The sequence below is a fragment of the Streptococcus sp. 27098_8_109 genome, assembly GCF_041432295.1.
Lineage (GTDB): Bacteria > Bacillota > Bacilli > Lactobacillales > Streptococcaceae > Streptococcus.
On the sequence record NZ_JAPVZJ010000014.1, the window covers coordinates 1 to 22012 of the forward strand.

Genomic DNA, 22012 nt, shown 5'->3' on the forward strand with positions numbered 1-22012 from the left:
ATTTTTACATGGCCTAGGTCAGTCAGCAGATAGTTGGAAAGAAGTTCGGAATCTACTGACAGATTATCCTTCTGAGGCTATTGAGTTATTTCCTTCTGGAGTTAGCAACTATCAACAAGCTAAAGAGCGAGTTTATCAGCATCTAGCTCAAGAGACAGAACCTTTTATTTTGGTTGGATTGTCCTTAGGTGCTGCCCTGGCATTAGAACTATCTAGTTACGATTTATCAAATCTCCGAGCTGTTGATGATTTTTAAACTACTTCCCAAAAAAGTATTTGAAAAACAGGGAGCAGACAAGGCTTTTATGGTCGGAGTTTCTGAGGAATTGAAGACACTTGATTTAACTGATATATCAAGAACTTGTCCTTATCCAACCTTACTAATTTGTGGCAGCAAAGATAAACCGAATCTTAGTTCTATGAGAAGTCTTCATAAACTAATATCAGAATCTCAATTTCAGATTATACCAGATGGTCCTCATGTCTTGAATGAAGCTAAACCAAAAGAGTTTGCTGAACAGATTAAACCTTTTCTTGAATTGCTGAAATAAGTTTGATAAAATAATAGTGAAATCGATAACATCGTTATAGGAGAAAGAAATGAATAAACGTTTATTTTTAAAAATGAGTCTGGCAACATTGCCAGTTTTGGCTTTGTTTTCACAACCAGTTTTAGCAGAAGAAAACATCCATTTTTCTAGCTGTACGGAAGCTTGGGCTAATGGCTATTCAGATCTTCATGAGGGGGATCCTGGTTATTCTGCCAAGTTAGACCGCGATCATGATGGTGTGGCTTGCGAATTGAAAAATGCTCCTAAGGGTGCCTTTAAAGCAAAACAAGCAACTGCGACTCAAAATAATACAAGTTCAGCAACAACAAGTGGCTGGGTTAAGCAGGACGGTTCTTGGTACTATTTTGATGGAAATGGAAATCTAGTGAGAAATGCATGGCAGGGAAGCTATTACCTGAAAGCTGATGGTAAAATGGCACAGAGTGAATGGATTTATGACTCTTCTTATCAAGCTTGGTATTATTTGAAATCAGATGGTTCTTATGTTCGCAATGCATGGCAAGGAGCTTACTACCTGAAGTCAAACGGTAAAATGGCACAAGGTGAGTGGGTTTATGACTCTTCTTATCAAGCCTGGTATTACTTGAAATCAGATGGTTCTTATGCTCGCAATGCATGGCAAGGAAACTACTATTTGAAATCAGATGGCAAAATGGCTAAAAATGAGCGAGTTGATGGCGGACGTTATTATGTAGATGCTTCAGGTCTCTGGAAACCATAAATCAGATAAAATTTAGAAAGTTAATGCAAACCTTTGCATAAACGATTAGTTTTTGTTATACTAATACTGTAAGCATTTTCAATTAATTCATAATGAAAAAGGAGAATATGATGAGTCAAAAGATTATTGGGATTGACCTTGGTGGAACTTCTATCAAATTTGCAATCTTGACAACAGCAGGAGAAATCCAAGAAAAATGGTCTATCAAGACCAACATTTTGGATGAGGGAAGTCATATCGTAGATGATATGATTGAGTCTATTCAACACCGTTTGGACTTGCTTGGATTGGCAGCAGCAGACTTCCAAGGTATTGGAATGGGATCACCAGGTGTGGTTGACCGTGAAAAAGGAACAGTTATTGGTGCCTACAACCTCAACTGGAAAACCCTTCAACCAATTAAAGAGAAAATTGAAAAAGCTTTGGGCATTCCATTCTTCATCGATAATGATGCTAACGTGGCAGCTCTTGGTGAGCGCTGGATGGGTGCTGGTGATAACCAACCAGATGTTGTCTTTATGACACTTGGTACTGGTGTTGGTGGCGGTATCGTCGCAGAAGGCAAATTGCTTCACGGTGTTGCTGGTGCAGCAGGTGAGCTTGGCCACATCACTGTTGACTTTGACCAACCAATCGCATGTACTTGTGGTAAAAAAGGCTGCCTTGAGACAGTTGCTTCAGCAACAGGTATTGTCAACTTGACTCGTCGCTATGCCGATGAATACGAAGGCGATGCAGCCTTGAAACGCTTGATTGATAACGGAGAAGAAGTAACCGCTAAGACAGTCTTTGACCTTGCAAAAGAAGGAGACGACCTTGCTTTGATCGTTTACCGTAACTTCTCACGTTACTTGGGAATCGCTTGTGCTAACATCGGTTCAATCCTAAACCCATCAACAATCGTTATTGGTGGTGGTGTGTCAGCTGCAGGAGAATTCCTTCTACAAGGTGTTCAAAAAGTCTACGATGAAAATACTTTCCCACAAGTACGCACAACTACTAAACTAGCTCTTGCAACCCTAGGAAACGACGCTGGAGTTATCGGAGCAGCATCACTTGTTTTACAATAAAATAAAAAAGGAGAAAATTGCATACCATAAGCGAGTGATTTTCCTCCTTTCTTTTTTTATGCTATACTAGTTAGGACAATAAATGAGGTGAGAGTAAATGACAAAAGCAGATACGATTTTTAAAGAAAATATTGAACGAATCCTCAAAGACGGCGTCTTTTCTGAACAGGCACGTCCCAAGTACAAGGATGGGACAGTTGCCAATTCTAAGTACGTAACGGGTGCCTTTGCCGAGTATGACTTATCTAAAGGAGAATTCCCCATCACGACTTTGCGACCCATTGCAATTAAATCCGCCATCAAGGAAGTGCTCTGGATTTACCAAGACCAGTCTAATAGCCTTGAGGTGCTCAATGACAAATACAATGTTCATTACTGGAATGACTGGGAAGTGGGAGATACAGGAACCATTGGTGAGCGCTATGGTGCTGTTGTTAAGAAACACGACATTATCAATAAACTTCTCAAGCAGTTGGAAGACAATCCTTGGAACCGCCGCAACATCATCTCCCTCTGGGATTACCAAGCTTTCGAAGAGACAGATGGGCTGCTCCCATGCGCCTTTCAGACCATGTTTGATGTCCGCCGTGTTGATGGAGAAATCTATCTGGATGCGACCTTGACCCAGCGCTCGAATGACATGCTGGTGGCCCACCACATCAATGCTATGCAGTACGTAGCTCTTCAAATGATGATTGCCAAGCATTTTGGCTGGAAGGTTGGGAAGTTCTTCTACTTCATCAACAACCTCCATATCTATGACAATCAATTTGAACAAGCAGAGGAATTGCTTCGTCGTGAGCCGTCAAACTGCCAACCACGTTTGGTCTTGAATGTACCAGATAAGACCAATTTCTTTGATATTAAAGCAGAAGATTTTGAGCTGGTGGATTATGACCCTGTCAAGCCGCAGCTGAAGTTTGACTTAGCTATTTAAAAGAGCCGAAAAAAGAAGTTGAGACAATAAATCCCAACTTCTTTTGTTTCTTAACGTGATACGCGGCGACGAGCTGCTTTTTTACGGTTTTCTTCGATGAAAGCTGCTTTTTGCTCTTCTGGTTCGATTACTTTCTTTTTGAATGCGTATACCGCACCTGCAACTGCAGCGACAGTTCCTGCGACACCTGTTACAAGACCTTTAGCGAATCCTTTAGCCATGAGTCTTCCTCCTTTATCTTCTTAATCAGCCAGCCTCCTCAAGAGGTCACATTTTTCTGACTGACCTTTTTGTGTTATAATAATAGTAACGAAAAAATGGGAATTTTTCAAGGAAAAAAGATGAAAACAAAAATAATTGTGATTGTTGGACCGACTGCAGTTGGAAAAACAGCCCTTGCCATCGAAGTTGCAAAGCGTTTTAATGGCGAAGTGGTTAGTGGAGATAGCCAGCAAGTCTATCGAGGACTTGATATTGGGACGGCCAAGGCTAGTCCAGAAGAGCAGGCAGCTGTTCCTCATCATTTAATCGATGTTAGAGAGGTAACCGAGTCTTACTCGGCTTTTGATTTTGTTTCAGAAGCTAAGATGGCTATTGAGGATATTCACAGTCGTGGCAAGCTAGCTATTATTGCTGGTGGGACTGGACTGTATATCCAGAGCTTATTAGAAGGCTACCATTTAGGTGGAGAGACTCCTCATGAGGAGATTTTGGCTTATCGGGCTAGTTTGGAACCTTATACAGATGAGGAATTAGCCCATCTGGTGGAGCAAGAAGATCTTGAGATTCCCCAGTTTAATCGTCGTCGTGCTATGCGTGCCTTGGAAATTGCCCATTTTGGTCAGGATTTGGAAAATAAAGAGAGTCTATATGAACCGCTGATTATCTGCTTGGACGATGAGCGCAGTCAGCTTTATGAGCGTATCAATCACCGAGTGGACCTGATGTTTGAAGCTGGACTTCTAGACGAAGCTAAGTGGTTGTTTGACCATTATCCAGATGTGCAGGCTGCTAAAGGGATTGGTTACAAGGAACTCTTTCCTTACTTCCGTGGAGAGCAGACCTTGGAGGATGCTAGTGAGAGTCTCAAACAGGCGACTCGTCGTTTTGCCAAACGTCAGTTGACCTGGTTCCGTAATCGCATGCAGGTGACCTTTTATCAGATTGGAGAAACTGGTGTAAAAGATCGCATTTTAAGCCAGATAGAGGAGTTTTTAGATGATTGAAACGGAGAAAAAAGAGGAACGGGTCCTGCTCATTGGTGTAGAATTGCAGGGCATGGACAATTTTGATCTCTCTATGGAAGAATTGGCCAGTTTAGCGAAAACAGCAGGGGCAGTCGTTGTAGATAGCTACAGACAAAAACGTGAAAAATATGATTCCAAGACCTTCGTCGGCTCTGGTAAGTTAGAAGAAATTGCGCTTATGGTGGATGCAGAAGAAATTACCACTGTCATCGTCAACAACCGTTTAACTCCACGGCAAAATGTCAATTTAGAAGAAGTTCTCGGTGTCAAGGTCATTGACCGTATGCAGTTGATTTTGGATATCTTTGCCATGCGAGCTCGAAGCCATGAAGGGAAGCTCCAAGTTCACCTAGCTCAGCTCAAATATCTCTTGCCTCGCTTGGTTGGTCAGGGAATTATGCTCAGTCGTCAGGCAGGGGGAATTGGTTCCCGTGGACCTGGTGAAAGCCAGCTGGAGCTGAATCGTCGTAGTGTTCGCAATCAAATTACGGATATCGAGCGCCAGCTCAAGGTGGTTGAGAAAAATCGGGCGACTGTCAGAGAAAAACGTTTGGAGTCAAGCACCTTTAAGATTGGTTTGATTGGTTACACCAATGCTGGGAAATCAACCATCATGAACACTTTGACCAGTAAGACACAGTATGAAGCAGACGAGCTCTTTGCGACTTTGGACGCGACAACTAAGAGTATCCATCTGGGAGGCAATCTCCAAGTAACTTTGACAGATACAGTTGGCTTTATTCAAGATTTGCCGACAGAGTTGGTGTCCAGTTTCAAGTCAACCTTGGAAGAAAGCAAGCATGTGGACCTTCTGGTTCATGTTATCGATACCAGCAATCCTTACCATGAGGAGCATGAAAAAACAGTCCTGTCCATCATGAAAGACCTGGACATGGAAGATATTCCTCGCTTGACCCTTTATAATAAAGCGGATTTGGTGGAGGATTTTACGCCGACCCAAACGCCTTATGCCCTCATTTCTGCCAAGTCTGAGGATAGTCGTGAGAACTTGCAGACACTATTTTTAGAGAAAATCAAGGATATTTTTGAATCTTTTACCCTGCGCGTGCCTTTTTCTAAGTCCTACAAGATTCATGATTTAGAAAGTGTTGCGATTCTTGAAGAACGTGATTATCAGGAAGACGGCGAAGTGATTTCAGGCTACATTTCCGAGAAAAATAAATGGAGGTTAGAGGAATTTTATGACTGATATTAAAACCTTGGCTCTAAAATATGGGGGCTATACAAGTCTGGATAAGGTCTATCTGGATCAACTTCTAGCTGGTAAAACAGAGCAAGAGCAGTTGGCACTGATCACTCCTCCGCCTAGCGTGGTCAATGCTTATTTTGCAGAACTCTACCAGAAAAAAAGTCCTGAGGCTGCGACGGATTATTTTGCGGAACTCAGTCAGGAACTGAATCTTTACAATACTGAGCCAAGTTTCACCCTAGAAAATAAGCCTTTTATTCGGCTTAATCTGTCGGGTAAATCCTTTGGTTTTTGTTATGAGAGTGAGGGTCTGGGTCGGATTTTCTCTGAAAATGAAGAGAAGATTTCGGATGACTTGCTTTTTGAAATTGCGCAAATTTTCCCCCATCAACTGGTCTTTGAAGAGTCTGGTAAGATTTACATGAAGGCTGTTGTAGATGAGGAAGTTGTTAGCATGGAGAGTCTCACAGCTTTGACTGATTTGGAAAGCTTGGCTGATGGTCGTAAACGTCTCAAAGCCTACAGTCAAGAGGATTTATTGCAAGAAGCTAGAGCTTTTACTGGCAAGCGCTATTTCCGATCGGAAAACCGCACAGCCATGTTATATATTGATTAATTAGAAAGTATCGAATGGATATTCAATTTTTAGGAACGGGGGCTGGTCAGCCCTCTAAAGCCCGCAACGTTTCAAGTCTCGCCCTGAAACTCTTGGATGAGATTAACGAAGTTTGGCTCTTTGACTGTGGAGAAGGAACGCAAAATCGTATTCTGGAAACCACAATTCGACCACGTAAGGTCAGCAAAATTTTTATCACCCACCTGCATGGAGACCACATCTTTGGCTTGCCAGGTTTCCTTTCGAGCCGTGCCTTTCAAGCCAATGAAGAGCAGACAGATTTGGAAATCTATGGACCGCAAGGAATCAAGTCCTTTGTCTTAACCAGCCTTCGTGTGTCAGGTTCGCGCCTGCCTTACCGTATTCATTTTCATGAGTTTGACCAAGATTCTTTAGGGAAAATCCTTGAAACCGATAAATTCACGGTGTATGCAGAGGAGCTGGACCACACAATTTTCTGTGTTGGTTATCGTGTCATGCAAAAGGAACTTGAAGGAACGCTGGATGCTGAAAAACTCAAGGCTGCTGGTGTCCCATTTGGACCACTTTTTGGGAAAATCAAGAATGGTCAGAACGTTGTTCTTGAAGATGGGACTGAAATCAAGGCAGCAGACTATATCTCAGCTCCACGTCCAGGTAAAATTATCACTATTTTAGGAGACACTCGAAAAACGGATGCCAGTGTGCGTCTGGCTGTTAATGCCGATGTCCTTGTCCATGAGTCCACTTATGGCAAGGGTGATGAAAAAATTGCTCGTAACCATGGCCACTCTACTAACATGCAAGCTGCACAAGTAGCAGTAGAAGCAGGAGCCAAACGCCTCTTGCTCAACCATATCAGTGCCCGTTTCCTTTCAAAAGATATCAGCAAGCTCAAAAAAGACGCTGCTAGTGTTTTTGAAAATGTCCATGTGGTCAAAGACTTGGAAGAAGTGGAAATCTAAAAGATTGAGAAAGGATAAGTATGCCTACTATTCTCATTACCGGAGCTAGCGGTGGTCTAGCCCAAGAAATAGTCAAACTCTTGCCAAATGACCAACTCATCTTGCTTGGTAGAAATAAGGAAAAATTAGCCCAGCTCTACGGAAATCATCCCCATGCAGAATTGATTGAAATCGATATTACCGATGATTCAGCCTTAGAAACTCTGGTAGCAGACCTCTATCTCCGTTATGGCAAGATTGATGTCTTGATAAACAACGCTGGTTACGGGATCTTTGAGGAATTTGACCAGATTTCCGACCAAGATATTCACCAGATGTTTGAGGTCAATACCTTTGCCCTGATGAATCTATCTCGACGCCTTGCGGCTCGAATGAAGGAAAGTCGAAAAGGCCATATCATCAATATCGTTAGCATGGCAGGTTTAATCGCTACTGGCAAGTCTAGTCTTTACTCAGCGACCAAGTTTGCGGCCATTGGTTTTTCAAATGCGTTACGCCTCGAACTTATGTCATATGGAGTCTATGTGACAACAGTCAATCCAGGACCAATCCGAACAGGATTTTTCGACCAAGCCGACCCAGATGGTACCTATCTCAAGTCGGTTGAACGCTTCCTGTTGAAACCAGATGCAGTGGCTAAAAAGATTGTCAAGATTATAGGAAAAAACAAACGAGAACTCAATCTACCGATGTTGTTGAACCTAGCCCATAAGTTTTATACCCTCTTTCCTAAACTTGCTGATAAGCTGGCAGGGGAAACTTTTAATTATAAGTAAAAAGAACCAATGTGCAGGTTGTTGCTAGCCTACATATTGGTTCTTATCATTTCTCAACTATCAAACTGAACTTCTTCTAGGAGATAGTCGATAAAGCGTTCGCCCATCTTAGACAGGCTGGTTTTTTCATGCTGGATATAAACCAGCTCAATTGGGTCATCAATATCCAGTGGGATAGAAACGATATTGTCTCCGTTGAGGTTGCTGTTCAAAATCCCTGTTGCGATCGTGTATCCATCCAGACCAATCAAGAGGTTAAAGAGGGTGGCACGGTCACTAACCACAATGGATTTCTTGTGATGCTCTTGAGATAGAATCTCTTCTGAAAAGTAGAAGGAGTTGTGTGTCCCTTGGTCATAGCTCAGATAAGGGAAGTTTTCTAAATCAGAGAGTTTCACCTTGTCTTTTTTTGCCAGAGGATTGGTCTTGCTGACAAAGATATGCGGTTGCGCTGTGAAGAGATGGTGAGCCAGCAGGTGATTGTCATCCAGCATCTTGGTTAAAACATCACGGTTGTAGCTGTTCAAAAATAGGACACCGACCTCACTACGGAAGTTCTTGACGTCGTCAATAATCTCCCAAGTCCGAGTTTCACGAAGGAAGAGCTCGTATTTTTCCATATCACTTTTCTTGAGCAGAGAGACAAAGGCATTGACTACAAAAGCATAGTGTTGAGAAGAAACGCTGAAAAGTTCGCGGTGGGCGACAGGATTTTTATAACGTTCCTCCAGAAGTTGGGTCTGCTCGACAACCTGACGGGCATAAGAGAGGAACTCCATCCCATCACGGGTCAAGGTGATACCCTTAGGATTACGAATAAAGATTTCAATGCCCATTTCATTTTCCAAATCTCTCACAGCGTTGGATAGACTAGGCTGAGTGATAAAGAGTTGCTTGGCTGCCTCATTCATGGAGCCAGTTTCGACGATTTTGATAATATAGTGTAATTGTTGAATTCTCATGTTTTTATTGTACCACACTTGCGTCAGAATCGCCAAGGAAGATAGGAAAATCAGGGGGAGTGTGTGGGTCTCTGTAAAGTAACTAAGAAGAAAATTCTAAATAATTTAAGAAATAGTGTAAAAAAGTAGCTGAGTAAGAGATTGTTCAGCTGTTTTTTAATTGAGAACTATAAAAATTTTCCTCGAAAATAAGAAACTTGCACGATTTACTCATTACTTATCCAATACTAGAGTTTATACTGGTTATTGTAAAGATGATCATCCAAAAGAAGGAAGGAGGCAACCTTATGGCTAAAAATACAAATCGTTTAGAAATTGATTCTCTAAGTTTTGAGGTTGAAAACCAAGAACTTTTCGGGAAATCAGAAGCTTGTGGGATACAGCTTTTAAAATGACACTAGCAGGTCTCTGTGGATTGTATTTCACCTATTCCTATGAGTGTACGAGAAATAATGTTCGCTGTTAGATAAAACAAAAGGAAGATTCTAGTGTTTTATTTCAAAACATTGACAACATTTTAATTTGGTGTTATATTTACGGGAGAAATACAAATAAAACAAGATAACTTTGAGATTGATTCTTTGGATTGTGGAAATTAATAGCCAAGAATTGGATGGAAAATCTGCTGCTGGGTTAGGGTACGGCTGTTAGATTAACAGCACAGGGGCGCTGTGCTTGGTGGTTTGCATATTCTTATGAATGTATTTCGTCAAACGTGCGCTGTGAATAAAACTCTCTATTTTTTGACAGGAGGATAAAATGGAAGGAATTATTGGAACACTAGAATTCTATGCACCTGTACTGGTCTTAGGAGTTGTTGTCATAGGGATTGTTTACTTTATGAAAAAAAGAAACGATCGCAAATAATCAACATCGACCGATACCTGAAAAAGGCATCGGTTTTTTTATTACTTGAATATATTGCACAAAATACTCATGCCAAACATTGAAAGGAACCGTATAATAAGAGAGTAATAAAGAAACGGAGGAATGAAATGATGAAACAGCTTATTGTAACAGGATTAACGAAAACATTTGGTCAAGGGGATAATATCGTTCATGCTTTATTAGATGTGAACTTGTCCGTTGAAAAAGGTGAATTTCTGGCAATTATGGGTGCCAGTGGTAGTGGAAAAACAACACTCCTCAACTGTATTTCAACGATTGATAAACCAACGTCAGGTGAGATTCGATTTGAAGATTTTGACATCATCCATGCCAAGGAAAATGAACTAGCTGACTATCGTGCTAAAAACATTTCCTATATTTTCCAAGCCTACAACTTGGTGGAAACCTTGACGGTCTATGAAAATATTGTTCTACCTCTTCAAATTCAGGGGAAAAATATCAAAAAACATCAGGATAAGATTGAGGAAATTTTGGATAAGTTGGCCATCCAAAACTTAAAAGATAAGTTTCCTAATCAGTTATCAGGTGGTCAGAGACAACGTGTGGCAACTGCTAGAGCCTTGATTGATGATTCTAAACTGATTATCGCAGATGAGCCGACAGGAGCCTTGGACTCTGCCAATTCTGAAAAACTGATGGCACTTTTGCAGGAAATCAATAAAAGTTTTGGTATTACCATTTTACTGGTTACGCATGATCCTGCCGCAGCCAAGTATTCTTCACGGATGGTGCTACTTAGCGATGGAAAGATTATGGATGATTTGGAACGTAACAGCTTATCTAATGAACAGTATTTGCAAGAGATTTACAGCCGTACCAGATAGGAGGAGGAGAGTATGTATCCAAAATTGATTTTACGAAATGTATTTCGAAATTTACAGACCTATACCATCTATTTTTTCAGTCTGACCTTGATTTATAGCTTGCTCTATGCTTTTAATGCTTTACCAAGCCATCCAGTGATGCAGAGTTTATCAGGAGCAAAGGAAACGCTGACGACGGTGATGAGCCAGTACATGGGCTTGCTTTCCTATCTGATTCTATCGGCGATTTCCTTTCTCATCGTTTACGCCACAAATTTTGTGCTGGGACGGCGCAAGAAAGAGCTGGGACTTTATGCAACGCTGGGAATGAAGAAGAAGCAGATTATCCGTACCCTGTTCTTTGAAACCATGCTGGTCAATATCTTTTCCTTGATTCTAGGTTTCTTGCTTGGAGTGATCTTACTGGTCATTCTAGCTAAGATTGCATCTGAGTTTTTCATGGCTAATTACTTTGGTAATCTGGTTTTCTTTGATAGCAAGTCTATCATCTTGCTAGTTTATTCCTATTTGGTAACCAGTTTTATTGTTGGTGTCATGGACATTCTTACCTTTAGAAAGCAAAATATCATTGCACTCATTCAAGAAAATGGGGTCAAAAAATCTGTCTTAGCAAAAGGCAAGCCAGTTCTTCAAGCACTTCTCTTTATTCTTTCGACAGCTGTTATCGGTTTTGGTGCTCTCTATTTTTCAGACTATCACCATCTATCACTCTTGAAAAGCTGGGGTATCTTGCTGGTATCTGTCTTAGTGATTTTTGTGATTTTGTTTTACAATACCTTGAGCCATTTTATCTTGGTTTCCCTTAGAAAACTGCCTCAAACCTACTATAACAAACTAAACAGTTTTAAAGTTCGTCAATTTTCAAAACAAGCTGATAGTAATTCGGTCACGTTGGCTGTCTTATCCTTGACCTTGACACTGGCTCTCAGCTTACTAGTTTTTAGTGGTAGTGCCTATACGACTATGAATCGAGAGCTGAACAAATACTCACCTTATGATGTAACTGTCAATCTCTACCGTGGTAAAGAGTTTCAATTTTCTCAGGAATCTGTCAAAGACAGATTGAAAGCCGATGGCTTTGACTTTAATGTCATCAAAGAGGAGTACAGCTGTCCTATCTATTCTAGTGATTTAACTTATAAAGATTTGATTGATACTAGCAATCTCTGGGAGCATGATAAGAAACTTCCTGAATCAAAAGTACCGATTTTAGGAATTTCTGCTTACAATCATCTCCGCAAACTGCAAGGGAAAAAAGCGGTTGACTTGGCAGAAGACCAATTTCTAGTCAATGCCAATTATAAAGGAACTGCCAAGCAGATCCAGGACTTTCTATCAACGACCAAAACCTTCATGATTAACGGTCGTTCTCTCAACCTTGCCTCTTCAAAGCCACTTGAAACAGTTTACTTTTTATCTTCAGTAACTACAAATGACGCAGGAACCTTAATTGTACCAGATAAGGTAGTAGTTGGATTGACGGAAGATCACACGACCTATGTTGCCAATTTCAAAGAAAACATTGACAAACGGGAAGTAGAAACATTCTTGAGTCAGTGGATTGAAAAATACTACTTCACTCGTGATGGAGAAGAGTTGAATTCGTTCGTCTATCAAACCAAAGGAAGAATTTTTGAGATTTATCTTGGATTTATGGGCGTCATTGTCTTTGTCATGATTTTTGTTAGTGTTATTTTTATCATTATTTCCCTCAGTATCTTGTCTCTTCAAACTTCTACAAGTGCTTTGGATAGTGTTAATGATTATCAAATCTTATACCTTCTTGGGAACAAGAGAAAGCAAAATCGCTTTATTCTTTTGCAACAGATTCTAAGTTATTTCTTGGTTCCGCTGCTTATCGCAGGTCCTCTATCACTTGCCTTGAGTACCGCTCTTTTGGGCTATTTTGAGAATTTCGCTAATACCAGCATTTCTATTGATATCACCTATCTGGGAGTAGCGGTTTTACTCTTTGTTCTTTACTTGCTAGTGACTTACAGAGTAAGTTGGCAAATTATTGAAAATTAAGTCAAATACCAGAGTTGCCTATCCGACAATTCTGGTATTGTGTTATAATAATATTAAAGTAGTTCAGGAAGTGGATACATATGAAACAGTTTGTCAAATCGCTCTCGAAAAACTCACTTTTATTGTGGTGGTTGACGATTTTTAATAATCTAGCTTTAATGATTTATATTTATTATAGGATTCCTCTGGACTTTTCGACAGATTTTTCCTTGCAGATGGTTTTATTGCTGATTATTGCTTTAATTGTATTTAGCTATATTTGTAATATTGTGACCTTTCGGTATAGTGAGTTGAAACTTTGGTTGCTCCTGATGATGTTTCTCATTAGCTGGCAATCCATATTTAATCAAGGAGTTGCGAGCACCCTGTTGCACTTTTTTGATATTCTTCATCCGCTCAACTCTTTTTTATTGGTGTATAGTTCTCTGTCTATCATCTTTCTGGGAGAGAAAATAGGAGAAGAACTGTTGAGTGTGTCCTTTGTGTTGACACTAATCACCATTAGTTCATATCTGTTAAGTCCTTCAATTTTTCTATTTCTGTCCTTGTTTGCGTCTTTCTTTTTAAAACTTGTTCCCTTGATTTTACTGATTTTATATCATAAAGAGTTGAAAAATAAACTCAAGTATCAGAGACGAAATTTGTGGATATTAGCTTTGATATTGCCTCTTTCTTATTTCTTTTTGTATATCAATACGAGGGGTTCAGGAGTGATGAACCTAGTCTGGTATCTAGAAATTCTTGGTATCTTAGCTTTTTTACACTTCAAAACGATTGTCAGCTCTCTTCAAAAAAGGGTATCAGAGTTGAAATTGTCCTATATAAAAGCTTTTTCACGCTTGTTTTTACTGGTTATGTTTTTGTTAGTAGGCATTTTCATCATCTTTCGTCTAGATTTAAAGACGAGCTTTTTGGTCTTGAATATCATGTTACTATTGTTCGGGATTTGTTCGGAAGAATTGATTCGTCTCTTTCGTTCTGCTGAAATGTTAGATTCTAGGGATTATGTAAAAGTTCTCTTTTTAAAGCGTAACCGTATGGTGAAAAATCTGCTGGCAAATGAAGACACAGAACAACAGTTCTCCGAATTTCTTCACAATGAAATCTTGCAAAATGTGATGGCAATAAAAAATTTCAATAAATATAGTAGCAATCAAGCTTTTGGTGAACAGATCAATCTGGTGACAGAGGAGTTGGTTCAGCGGATTCGCGAGCGGATGGATTATTATCAGCCAATGGTAGAAACAGACGAGCAGTTAGACATCCAGTATCAAGGGCTGATTAATCGGATTGTCAAGCGCTATCACGCAGAAAATGAAGTCGTCACACAGTTTCCTGTCCACTTTAGGCTTTTATCTCCTTACGATAAAATTGCCTATCGTCTGGTTGAGGAATTGGCGACCAATGCCGTTAAGTACGCTAGTGGTGGAAGGATTTCTTTGAAGATTGATGTGCATGATGACACTATTTTTATCATTTCTGAAAATGACTGCCTTCAAACAGAAAAATCCTTAGGTTATGGCTTGAAAAATATGTCTAATAAAATTAGTGTTTTAGGTGGTCAAATGCAGATTTTTGAAAATAATAAGAGATTTCGTGTAGAAATTACTCTCCCGATTGATAAGGAGTTGTGTTATGAAAATTTTGTTAATTGATGATCATAAATTATTTAGCCAAAGTATCAAGATGATTTTAGAGTTATCGGAAAACATTAAAAAGGTCCAGTTAGTAGATAATTTTTCGACTATTTCGGAGATTGCTTTTAATGACTACGACATTATTTTGATTGATATCAACCTGACGAGTCTGTATCAAGATGATGGGCTGACCTTGGCACAAGAGATTATCGACAATGGTTGTTCTAGTAAGATTGTAATTTTGACGGGATACAGCAAAAAGATGTATGAACACCGAGCTAAAGCTATGGGAGCTTATGGCTTTCTAGATAAAAGTATAGATCCAGATGAGTTGGTGAAAAAACTGGAAAAGATTTATCTAGGAGGTAAGATCTTTTCAGATGAAGTGATGGTAGAGGTGCTAACACCAAGAGAAATCGAGATACTAGAACTGGTTAGAAATGGCTTGACCATTGATGATGTCTGTGACAAGGTCTATGTGAGTAAACGTACAGTTTCCAATCACTTGGCCAATATCTTTTCAAAATTGGGAGTGACTAACAGGCAGGAGGCAATTCACATCGCTGAGCAGTTGGGATATTTCCCGCCAGATTAAAAAGTTGCAGAAGATGCAGCTTTTTTAATTTCTGTGCTACTTCTTGTATGAGTCTCTTCTTGAAAAAAACATAAAATTTTGCTAGAATGAGTCTTATGAAAACATTCTATGATGTGCAGCAATTCCTCAAACGATTTGGTATTATTGTTTACATGGGAAAACGCTTATATGATATTGAACTGATGAAGTTGGAACTCTCTCGGATTTACGATGCAGGGTTGATGGACAAATTAGACTATCTAGAAGCAGAAGCGGTTCTTCGCAGAGAGCACAAGGTAGAATTGGATTATATTGAGAAAAATGGAGAAATGAACTAATGGTTACTTGGATTTTGTGGGCACTTATACTGGCAATGTTGGCGTGGATGGGTTTTAACTATCTTCGTATTCGCCGTGCGGCTAAAATCGTAGACAATGAGGAGTTTGAAGCCTTGATTCGTACAGGTCAATTGATTGATTTGCGTGATCCAGCTGAATTCCACAGAAAACATATCCTTGGGGCTCGCAATATTCCTTCAAGTCAGTTGAAAACTAGTCTTGCAGCCCTTCGTAAAGACAAACCTGTCCTTCTTTACGAAAATCAACGTGCGCAACGAGTTACAAATGCAGCCCTTTACTTGAAAAAACAAGGTTTTTCTGAGATTTATATCCTTTCTTATGGACTGGATTCTTGGAAAGGGAAAGTGAAGACTAGCTAACATTCTGTAAAAATCTGTCGAATGATAGATAAAGCTAGCATTTTATGGTATCATCATTTATATTAATTTTAAGGAGATTTTATAATATGAATTCACAAGAAAAGAAAAAACCTTCACTTATTTTAGGTATCTTATCTATCGTCCTTGGTTTGCTTTCTCCAATAGTGGGTCTGATTTTGGGTATCATAGGATTGGTCTTGGCTATTTCATACCAAAAAGAGTCACAATTAGACTATAAAATAGAAAAGATTCTTAATATCTTAGGAATTGTGATTTCTGTAGTTAACTGGATTGTAGCCGTCGCAGTAGTTTTTAGATAAACAATAAAAAAAGCTTTAATTTTGAACTGCACCCCAAAAGTTAGACAGAAAAAATCTAACTTTTGGGGTGCTTTTATTATGAAATTAACTTATGATGATAAAGTTCAGATCTATGAACTTAGAAAACAAGGATATAGCTTGGAGAAGCTTTCAAATAAATTTGGGATAAACAATTCTAATATTAGGTACATGATTAAATTGATTGATCGTTATGGAATAAAGTTCGTCAAAAAAGAAAAAAATCGTTACTATTCTCCTGAATTAAAACAAGAAATGATTGATAAAGTCCTACATGAAAACTGGTCTCAAGATAGAGTTTCTCTCGAATATGCTCTCCCAAATCGTGGTATGCTTCCAAATTGGATGGCACAATACAAGAAAAACGGGTATACTATTGTTGAGAAAACAAAAGGGAGACCATCTAAAATGGGACGTAAACCAAAGAAGAAACCCGAAGAGATGACAGAGTTAGAACGACTTCAAGCAGAAAACGAGTATCTGAGAGCGGAGAATGCTGTCCTAAAAAAGTTGAGAGAACTCCGCTTGAAGGAGGAAAAAGAGAAAGAAGAAAGACAGAAATTGTTCAAGAATTAATGACTGAGTTTTCGTTAGATATTCTTCTAAAAACCATTAAACTCGCTCGTTCGACCTACTACTATCATTTGAAACAGCTAGACAAACCAGATAAGGATCAAAAGCTTAAAGCTGAAATTCAAGCTATTTTTACCGAACAAAAAGGAAATTACGGATATCGTCGAATCCATTTAGAATTAAGAAATCGTGGTTATGTGGTCAATCATAAAAGAGTTCAACGCTTGATGAAAGTGCTCAATTTACAAGCTAGAATACGCAAGAAACGCAAGTATTCTTCTCATAAAGGAGATGTTGGCAAGAAAGCAGACAACCTTATTCAACGCCAATTTGAAGCAGCTAAACCAATGGAAAAGTGTTATACGGACGTGACAGAATTTGCCATTCCAGCAAGCGCTCAAAAGCTTTACTTATCACCAGTTTTAGATGGCTTTAATAGCGAAATTATCGCCTATAATCTTTCAACTTCACCCAACTTAGAACAAGTAAAAACAATGTTGGAACAAGCATTCACAGAGAAGCGCTACGAGAATACGATTCTCCATAGTGACCAAGGCTGGCAATATCAACACGATTCTTATCATCAGTTTCTAGAGGGTAAGGGAATTCAAGCATCCATGTCACGTAAAGGTAACAGCCCAGACAACGGTATGATGGAGTCTTTCTTTGGCATTCTGAAATCGGAGATGTTTTATGGTTATGAGAAGTCATTTGAGTCGCTCAACCAATTGGAACAAGCCATTGTAGACTATATTGATTACTACAACAATAAACGAATTAAGGTAAAACTAAAAGGACTCAGTCCTGTGCAATACAGAACTAAATCCTTCGGATAAATTAATTGTCTAACTTTTTGGGGTCAGTACATTTTAAAGCTTTTTTGTTTTATCGACTCATCTCTAAATAGTTTTTAATGATTTGTAACTCTTTTTGGTTCAAAGGGCGGTAGTTACCTTCTGCTAAATCTGGGTTCAATGTGAAGTCCCCAAATTGGATTCTCTTGAGGCTAGTCACCTTGACATCAACCGAGAGGAACATTTTCTTAACCTGATGAAATTTTCCTTCTGAAATGGTGATGGAGGCTCGACTGAGGGAAGAACTTGCAGATAGAATTTCTAGTCTTGCGGGTTTACAGACAGTACCATCTAAAAAGACAATTCCTTTTTGAAAGGCTTGGATATGGTCAGGTGTCAGAAGTCCATTAACCTCAACATGATAAGTTTTATCGACATGATATTGGGGATGGAGAAGCTGAAAGCCTAAGGGACCGTTATCGGTCAAGAGGAGGAGTCCTGTCGTATCTCGGTCCAGTCGGCCAACGGCATAGAGCTTATCAGACTGGATGTCAGGTGGAAGGAGGTCCATGACTGTTTGGAGTTTCTTGTCTTTATTGGCTGTAACGACACCAGCAGGCTTATGAAGCATAAGATAGGTGTGCTCATAGCCTCGAATGATTTGGTCTTGAAAAAGGAGTTTTTGTAGTCCTGTATCGATATTTTGGGCTAGGGAGCGGGCTGGGCAACCATCGACTAGAATTTCCCCTTTAAGAAGTGCTTGTTTCATGGCCTTTCGGCTGATTTTTTCTTGGGCTAATAAATTATCTAAACGCATACTGTGCCTATCTTATCATAAGTCGTCTGCTTTGAAAAGGATTGACGTGAAAAGAAAAGCGGAGTGAAAACATTTACACTTGCTTGAGTTATGTTATTTACCTGAAATTATGGTATAATCGTTCAGTTAGAAAATAAATTTTGAATATTATAGAGGAAATCATGACAAAATTAAGAGAAGATATCCGTAACATTGCGATTATCGCCCACGTTGACCACGGTAAAACAACCCTTGTTGACGAATTATTGAAACAATCAGAAACGCTTGATGCACGTACTGAATTGGCTGAGCGTGCTATGGACTCAAACGATATCGAAAAAGAGCGTGGAATTACCATCCTTGCTAAAAATACAGCCGTTGCCTATAACGGAACTCGTATCAATATCATGGACACACCAGGACACGCGGACTTCGGTGGAGAAGTTGAGCGTATCATGAAAATGGTTGACGGTGTTGTTTTGGTCGTAGATGCCTACGAAGGAACAATGCCACAGACTCGTTTTGTATTGAAAAAAGCCTTGGAACAAGACCTTGTCCCAATCGTGGTTGTTAACAAAATCGACAAACCATCAGCTCGCCCAGCTGAAGTAGTGGACGAAGTCTTGGAGCTTTTCATCGAGCTTGGTGCAGATGATGACCAGCTTGATTTCCCAGTAGTGTATGCTTCAGCAATCAACGGAACTTCTTCATTGTCAGATGACCCAGCTGACCAAGAAGCTACTATGGCACCAATCTTTGACACGATTATCGACCACATCCCAGCTCCAGTAGATAACTCAGATGAGCCTTTGCAGTTCCAAGTATCACTTTTGGACTACAACGACTTTGTTGGACGTATCGGTATCGGTCGTGTCTTCCGTGGTACTGTTAAGGTTGGGGACCAAGTTACCCTTTCTAAACTTGACGGCACAACTAAAAACTTCCGTGTTACAAAACTCTTCGGTTTCTTTGGTTTGGAACGTCGTGAAATCCAAGAAGCAAAAGCAGGTGACTTGATTGCCGTTTCAGGTATGGAAGATATCTTTGTCGGTGAAACCATTACTCCGACAGATGCAGTAGAAGCTCTTCCAATCCTACACATCGATGAGCCAACTCTTCAAATGACTTTCTTGGTCAACAACTCACCATTTGCTGGTAAAGAAGGTAAATGGGTAACTTCTCGTAAGGTGGAAGAACGCTTGCAGGCAGAATTGCAAACAGACGTTTCCCTTCGTGTTGACCCAACTGATTCACCAGATAAATGGACTGTTTCAGGTCGTGGAGAATTGCACTTGTCAATCCTTATCGAAACAATGCGTCGTGAGGGATATGAACTTCAAGTATCTCGTCCAGAAGTTATCGTAAAAGAAATCGATGGTGTTAAGTGCGAACCATTTGAACGTGTTCAAATCGACACTCCAGAAGAATACCAAGGTTCTGTTATCCAAAGCCTTTCTGAACGTAAGGGTGAAATGTTGGATATGATTTCCACTGGTAATGGTCAAACTCGTTTGGTCTTCCTTGTTCCAGCGCGTGGTTTGATTGGATACTCAACTGAGTTCTTGTCAATGACTCGTGGTTACGGTATCATGAACCATACCTTCGACCAATACTTACCATTGATTCCAGGTGAAATTGGTGGACGTCACCGTGGTGCCCTTGTTTCTATCGATGCTGGTAAGGCTACAACTTACTCAATCATGTCTATCGAAGAACGTGGAACAATCTTTGTCAACCCAGGTACTGAGGTTTATGAAGGAATGATCATCGGTGAAAACTCTCGTGAAAACGACTTGACAGTTAATATCACTAAGGCTAAACAAATGACTAACGTTCGTTCAGCTACTAAGGACCAAACGGCTGTTATCAAGACTCCTCGTATCTTGACACTTGAAGAGTCTCTTGAGTTCTTGAACGACGATGAGTACATGGAAGTAACTCCTGAGTCTATCCGTTTGCGTAAACAAATCCTTAACAAGGCAGAGCGTGAGAAAGCTAACAAGAAGAAAAAATCAGCTGAATAAGAGCTAGAAAGAGATAAAAATGGTTTATTTAATCATAGGACTCCTCTTATTACTACTCTATGTATTTGCGACACCAGAAAGCATTAAAGGGACTGTCAATATCGTACTTGTCGTCTTTGCTTTTGTAGCACTCTTGATTTTGCTGATGTTGTCTGTTTTGCAAATCTTTCAGCTACCGACAGAATTCTTTATCGCAATCGCCATGCTCTTCCTAGCATACTTTAGCTTGCGAGATATTACCCTCATGTCGGTCAGTAAAAGTAAAAGAAGATAAAAAGAGAGTTTTGGCTCTCTTTTTGCTTGTTAGAATGCTGAATCTGAGCATTTTCATTTAGAATTATTTCCATAAAAATGGTAAAATAGTAAGAGTAGAAATGGAGTTCGAGACATGAAAGTAATAGATCAATTTAAAAATAAGAAAGTCCTTGTTTTAGGTTTGGCCAAGTCTGGTGAATCTGCAGCTCGTTTGTTGGACAAGCTAGGTGCCATTGTGACAGTAAATGACGGGAAACCATTCGAGGACAATCCAGCTGCCCAAAGTTTGCTGGAAGAAGGGATCAAGGTCATCACAGGCGGTCATCCTTTGGAACTCTTGGATGAAGAGTTTGCTCTGATGGTGAAAAATCCAGGTATCCCATACAGCAATCCCATGATTGAAAAGGCATTGTCAAAGGGTATTCCAGTCTTGACTGAGGTGGAATTGGCTTACTTGATTTCAGAAGCACCGATTGTTGGTATTACTGGTTCTAATGGAAAAACGACCACAACGACGATGATCGGGGAAGTTTTAACTGCTGCTGGCCAACATGGTCTCTTATCAGGAAATATCGGCTATCCTGCCAGTCAAGTGGCCCAAACTGCGTCAGACAAGGACACTCTTGTTATGGAACTTTCTTCTTTCCAATTGATGGGCGTTCAAGAATTCCATCCTGAGATCGCGGTTATTACCAACCTCATGCCAACTCATATCGATTATCATGGTTCTTTTGAGGAATATGTAGCAGCCAAGTGGAATATCCAGAACAAGATGACAGCGGATGATTTCCTTGTCTTGAACTTTAACCAAGACTTGGCAAAAGAATTAGCTACTAAAACACAAGCTACAGTTGTACCATTCTCAACACAGGAAAAGGTTGATGGAGCTTATCTGGAAGATGGTCAGCTCTACTTCCGTGGAGAAGTGGTCATGGCAGCGAATGAAATCGGAGTTCCAGGTAGCCACAATGTGGAAAATGCCCTTGCGACGATTGCTGTAGCCAAGCTTCGTGGTGTGGACAACCAAACCATCAAAGAAACTCTTTCAGCCTTTGGAGGTGTCAAACACCGTCTCCAATTTGTGGATGAAATCAAGGGTATCAAATTCTATAATGATAGCAAGTCAACCAATATCTTGGCAACTCAAAAAGCCTTGTCAGGATTTGACAACAGCAAGGTCATTTTGATTGCAGGTGGTTTGGACCGTGGTAATGAGTTTGACGAATTGGTGCCAGATATTACTGGACTCAAGAAGATGGTCATCCTTGGTCAGTCTGCAGAACGTGTTAAACGGGCAGCAGACAAGGCTGGTGTGGCATATGTGGATGCGACTGATATTGCAGATGCGACCCGCAAAGCCTATGAACTTGCGACTCAAGGAGACGTGGTTCTTCTCAGTCCTGCCAATGCTAGCTGGGATATGTATGCTAACTTTGAAGTACGTGGCGACCTCTTTATCGACACAGTAGCGGAGTTAAAGGAATAAT

Annotated in this window: 22 protein-coding genes and 2 pseudogenes; 21 read left to right on the forward strand and 3 right to left on the reverse strand. The window is 40.0% G+C overall.

Annotated features, from left to right (window positions below; all coding sequences use genetic code 11):
- The 4 genes and pseudogenes from O3664_RS06540 to O3664_RS06555 form a co-directional block, all read left to right on the forward strand.
- Positions 1-551 (forward strand): annotated as a pseudogene (locus O3664_RS06540) (alpha/beta fold hydrolase); the annotation flags it as partial.
- A gap of 49 nt (positions 552-600) precedes the next feature.
- Positions 601-1287 (forward strand): annotated as a pseudogene (locus O3664_RS06545) (excalibur calcium-binding domain-containing protein); the annotation flags it as partial.
- A 116-nt stretch (positions 1288-1403) separates the two neighbouring features.
- Complete coding sequence (locus O3664_RS06550; protein ID WP_020902451.1) at positions 1404-2363, forward strand: ROK family glucokinase; 960 nt, start codon at positions 1404-1406, stop codon at positions 2361-2363.
- A 97-nt stretch (positions 2364-2460) separates the two neighbouring features.
- The gene (locus O3664_RS06555; protein WP_261035551.1) at positions 2461-3300 is read left to right on the forward strand and encodes a thymidylate synthase; all 840 of its coding nucleotides are present in this window, start codon (positions 2461-2463) and stop codon (positions 3298-3300) included.
- A gap of 50 nt (positions 3301-3350) precedes the next feature.
- Here O3664_RS06555 and O3664_RS06560 read toward each other — a convergent pair whose 3' ends face one another.
- Positions 3351-3521: a DUF3042 family protein gene (locus tag O3664_RS06560; RefSeq protein WP_001051780.1), complete on the reverse strand. Its 171-nt coding sequence runs from the start codon at positions 3519-3521 to the stop codon at positions 3351-3353.
- A 120-nt stretch (positions 3522-3641) separates the two neighbouring features.
- On the opposite strand from O3664_RS06560, the gene miaA reads away from it, so the two are divergent.
- From miaA to O3664_RS06585, 5 genes are read left to right on the forward strand one after another with little or no spacing between them, the layout of a single operon-like run.
- The gene (miaA, locus tag O3664_RS06565; protein ID WP_371613799.1) at positions 3642-4526 is read left to right on the forward strand and encodes a tRNA (adenosine(37)-N6)-dimethylallyltransferase MiaA; all 885 of its coding nucleotides are present in this window, start codon (positions 3642-3644) and stop codon (positions 4524-4526) included.
- Positions 4519-5757: a GTPase HflX gene (gene hflX, locus O3664_RS06570; protein WP_371613800.1), complete on the forward strand. Its 1239-nt coding sequence runs from the start codon at positions 4519-4521 to the stop codon at positions 5755-5757. The genes miaA and hflX overlap by 8 nt, the downstream gene beginning before the upstream one ends.
- Positions 5750-6373 carry a cystathionine beta-lyase gene (locus tag O3664_RS06575; RefSeq protein ID WP_000129696.1) on the forward strand — a complete coding sequence of 208 codons (624 nt, stop codon included), beginning with the start codon at positions 5750-5752 and terminating at the stop codon, positions 6371-6373. Before hflX ends, O3664_RS06575 begins: the two co-directional genes overlap by 8 nt.
- A gap of 14 nt (positions 6374-6387) precedes the next feature.
- On the forward strand, positions 6388-7317 hold the full coding sequence (gene rnz / locus O3664_RS06580) for a ribonuclease Z (RefSeq protein WP_371613801.1): 930 nt from the start codon (positions 6388-6390) through the stop codon (positions 7315-7317).
- Positions 7318-7337: 20 nt separating this feature from the next.
- A complete protein-coding gene (locus O3664_RS06585; protein WP_371613802.1) occupies positions 7338-8093 on the forward strand; it encodes an SDR family NAD(P)-dependent oxidoreductase in 756 nt (251 codons plus the stop codon).
- A gap of 53 nt (positions 8094-8146) precedes the next feature.
- Here O3664_RS06585 and O3664_RS06590 read toward each other — a convergent pair whose 3' ends face one another.
- A complete protein-coding gene (locus O3664_RS06590; protein ID WP_001222592.1) occupies positions 8147-9055 on the reverse strand; it encodes a LysR family transcriptional regulator in 909 nt (302 codons plus the stop codon).
- Between the two features lie 759 nt (positions 9056-9814).
- On the opposite strand from O3664_RS06590, the gene O3664_RS06595 reads away from it, so the two are divergent.
- The 9 genes from O3664_RS06595 (at position 9815) to O3664_RS06635 (ending at position 17492) form a co-directional block, all read left to right on the forward strand.
- Complete coding sequence (locus tag O3664_RS06595; protein WP_004256158.1) at positions 9815-9922, forward strand: QVPTGV class sortase B protein-sorting domain-containing protein; 108 nt, start codon at positions 9815-9817, stop codon at positions 9920-9922.
- A gap of 131 nt (positions 9923-10053) precedes the next feature.
- Positions 10054-10788: an ABC transporter ATP-binding protein gene (locus O3664_RS06600; RefSeq protein ID WP_084928212.1), complete on the forward strand. Its 735-nt coding sequence runs from the start codon at positions 10054-10056 to the stop codon at positions 10786-10788.
- A 12-nt stretch (positions 10789-10800) separates the two neighbouring features.
- Positions 10801-12816, forward strand: a complete 2016-nt coding sequence (locus O3664_RS06605) for an FtsX-like permease family protein (RefSeq protein ID WP_371613803.1) — start codon at positions 10801-10803, stop codon at positions 12814-12816.
- A gap of 713 nt (positions 12817-13529) precedes the next feature.
- Positions 13530-14471: an ATP-binding protein gene (locus O3664_RS06610; RefSeq protein WP_371613812.1), complete on the forward strand. Its 942-nt coding sequence runs from the start codon at positions 13530-13532 to the stop codon at positions 14469-14471.
- Complete coding sequence (locus tag O3664_RS06615) at positions 14452-15048, forward strand: response regulator transcription factor (RefSeq protein ID WP_084928192.1); 597 nt, start codon at positions 14452-14454, stop codon at positions 15046-15048. Before O3664_RS06610 ends, O3664_RS06615 begins: the two co-directional genes overlap by 20 nt.
- Before the next feature lie 86 nt (positions 15049-15134).
- Positions 15135-15365, forward strand: coding sequence for a YqgQ family protein (locus O3664_RS06620; protein WP_070528059.1), 231 nt, complete (start codon positions 15135-15137; stop codon positions 15363-15365).
- On the forward strand, positions 15365-15745 hold the full coding sequence (locus O3664_RS06625) for a rhodanese-like domain-containing protein (protein WP_000259256.1): 381 nt from the start codon (positions 15365-15367) through the stop codon (positions 15743-15745). The genes O3664_RS06620 and O3664_RS06625 overlap by 1 nt, the downstream gene beginning before the upstream one ends.
- A gap of 86 nt (positions 15746-15831) precedes the next feature.
- Positions 15832-16065, forward strand: a complete 234-nt coding sequence (locus O3664_RS06630; protein ID WP_024057696.1) for a hypothetical protein — start codon at positions 15832-15834, stop codon at positions 16063-16065.
- A gap of 78 nt (positions 16066-16143) precedes the next feature.
- A protein-coding gene (locus O3664_RS06635; protein WP_261073160.1) for an IS3 family transposase occupies positions 16144-17492 on the forward strand; the annotation gives its coding sequence in 2 pieces (ribosomal slippage) (positions 16144-16585 and positions 16585-17492; 1350 coding nt in all).
- A 49-nt stretch (positions 17493-17541) separates the two neighbouring features.
- Here O3664_RS06635 and O3664_RS06640 read toward each other — a convergent pair.
- Positions 17542-18267 carry a 16S rRNA pseudouridine(516) synthase gene (locus tag O3664_RS06640; RefSeq protein WP_261145452.1) on the reverse strand — a complete coding sequence of 242 codons (726 nt, stop codon included), beginning with the start codon at positions 18265-18267 and terminating at the stop codon, positions 17542-17544.
- 161 nt (positions 18268-18428) lie between these two features.
- Here O3664_RS06640 and typA point away from each other — a divergent pair, with 161 nt between their 5' ends.
- From typA to murD, 3 genes are all read left to right on the forward strand, one after another.
- The gene (gene typA, locus O3664_RS06645; RefSeq protein WP_000164111.1) at positions 18429-20270 is read left to right on the forward strand and encodes a translational GTPase TypA; all 1842 of its coding nucleotides are present in this window, start codon (positions 18429-18431) and stop codon (positions 20268-20270) included.
- Positions 20271-20289: 19 nt separating this feature from the next.
- The gene (locus O3664_RS06650) at positions 20290-20544 is read left to right on the forward strand and encodes a DUF3165 family protein (RefSeq protein ID WP_000262673.1); all 255 of its coding nucleotides are present in this window, start codon (positions 20290-20292) and stop codon (positions 20542-20544) included.
- A 114-nt stretch (positions 20545-20658) separates the two neighbouring features.
- The gene (gene murD / locus O3664_RS06655; protein ID WP_371613804.1) at positions 20659-22011 is read left to right on the forward strand and encodes a UDP-N-acetylmuramoyl-L-alanine--D-glutamate ligase; all 1353 of its coding nucleotides are present in this window, start codon (positions 20659-20661) and stop codon (positions 22009-22011) included.
- Position 22012: the final 1 nt, after the last annotated feature.

Bases quoted from the DNA above. Each gene is read 5' to 3' on its own strand.
- O3664_RS06550 (WP_020902451.1), top strand. From the start codon at position 1,404: ATGAGTCAAAAGATTATTGGGATTGACCTTGGTGGAACTTCTATCAAA.
- O3664_RS06555 (WP_261035551.1), top strand. From the start codon at position 2,461: ATGACAAAAGCAGATACGATTTTTAAAGAAAATATTGAACGAATCCTC.
- O3664_RS06560 (WP_001051780.1), bottom strand. From the start codon at position 3,521: ATGGCTAAAGGATTCGCTAAAGGTCTTGTAACAGGTGTCGCAGGAACT.
- miaA (WP_371613799.1), top strand. From the start codon at position 3,642: ATGAAAACAAAAATAATTGTGATTGTTGGACCGACTGCAGTTGGAAAA.
- hflX (WP_371613800.1), top strand. From the start codon at position 4,519: ATGATTGAAACGGAGAAAAAAGAGGAACGGGTCCTGCTCATTGGTGTA.
- O3664_RS06575 (WP_000129696.1), top strand. From the start codon at position 5,750: ATGACTGATATTAAAACCTTGGCTCTAAAATATGGGGGCTATACAAGT.
- rnz (WP_371613801.1), top strand. From the start codon at position 6,388: ATGGATATTCAATTTTTAGGAACGGGGGCTGGTCAGCCCTCTAAAGCC.
- O3664_RS06585 (WP_371613802.1), top strand. From the start codon at position 7,338: ATGCCTACTATTCTCATTACCGGAGCTAGCGGTGGTCTAGCCCAAGAA.
- O3664_RS06590 (WP_001222592.1), bottom strand. From the start codon at position 9,055: ATGAGAATTCAACAATTACACTATATTATCAAAATCGTCGAAACTGGC.
- O3664_RS06595 (WP_004256158.1), top strand. From the start codon at position 9,815: ATGGAAGGAATTATTGGAACACTAGAATTCTATGCACCTGTACTGGTC.
- O3664_RS06600 (WP_084928212.1), top strand. From the start codon at position 10,054: ATGAAACAGCTTATTGTAACAGGATTAACGAAAACATTTGGTCAAGGG.
- O3664_RS06605 (WP_371613803.1), top strand. From the start codon at position 10,801: ATGTATCCAAAATTGATTTTACGAAATGTATTTCGAAATTTACAGACC.
- O3664_RS06610 (WP_371613812.1), top strand. From the start codon at position 13,530: ATGAACCTAGTCTGGTATCTAGAAATTCTTGGTATCTTAGCTTTTTTA.
- O3664_RS06615 (WP_084928192.1), top strand. From the start codon at position 14,452: ATGAAAATTTTGTTAATTGATGATCATAAATTATTTAGCCAAAGTATC.
- O3664_RS06620 (WP_070528059.1), top strand. From the start codon at position 15,135: ATGAGTCTTATGAAAACATTCTATGATGTGCAGCAATTCCTCAAACGA.
- O3664_RS06625 (WP_000259256.1), top strand. From the start codon at position 15,365: ATGGTTACTTGGATTTTGTGGGCACTTATACTGGCAATGTTGGCGTGG.
- O3664_RS06630 (WP_024057696.1), top strand. From the start codon at position 15,832: ATGAATTCACAAGAAAAGAAAAAACCTTCACTTATTTTAGGTATCTTA.
- O3664_RS06640 (WP_261145452.1), bottom strand. From the start codon at position 18,267: ATGCGTTTAGATAATTTATTAGCCCAAGAAAAAATCAGCCGAAAGGCC.
- typA (WP_000164111.1), top strand. From the start codon at position 18,429: ATGACAAAATTAAGAGAAGATATCCGTAACATTGCGATTATCGCCCAC.
- O3664_RS06650 (WP_000262673.1), top strand. From the start codon at position 20,290: ATGGTTTATTTAATCATAGGACTCCTCTTATTACTACTCTATGTATTT.
- murD (WP_371613804.1), top strand. From the start codon at position 20,659: ATGAAAGTAATAGATCAATTTAAAAATAAGAAAGTCCTTGTTTTAGGT.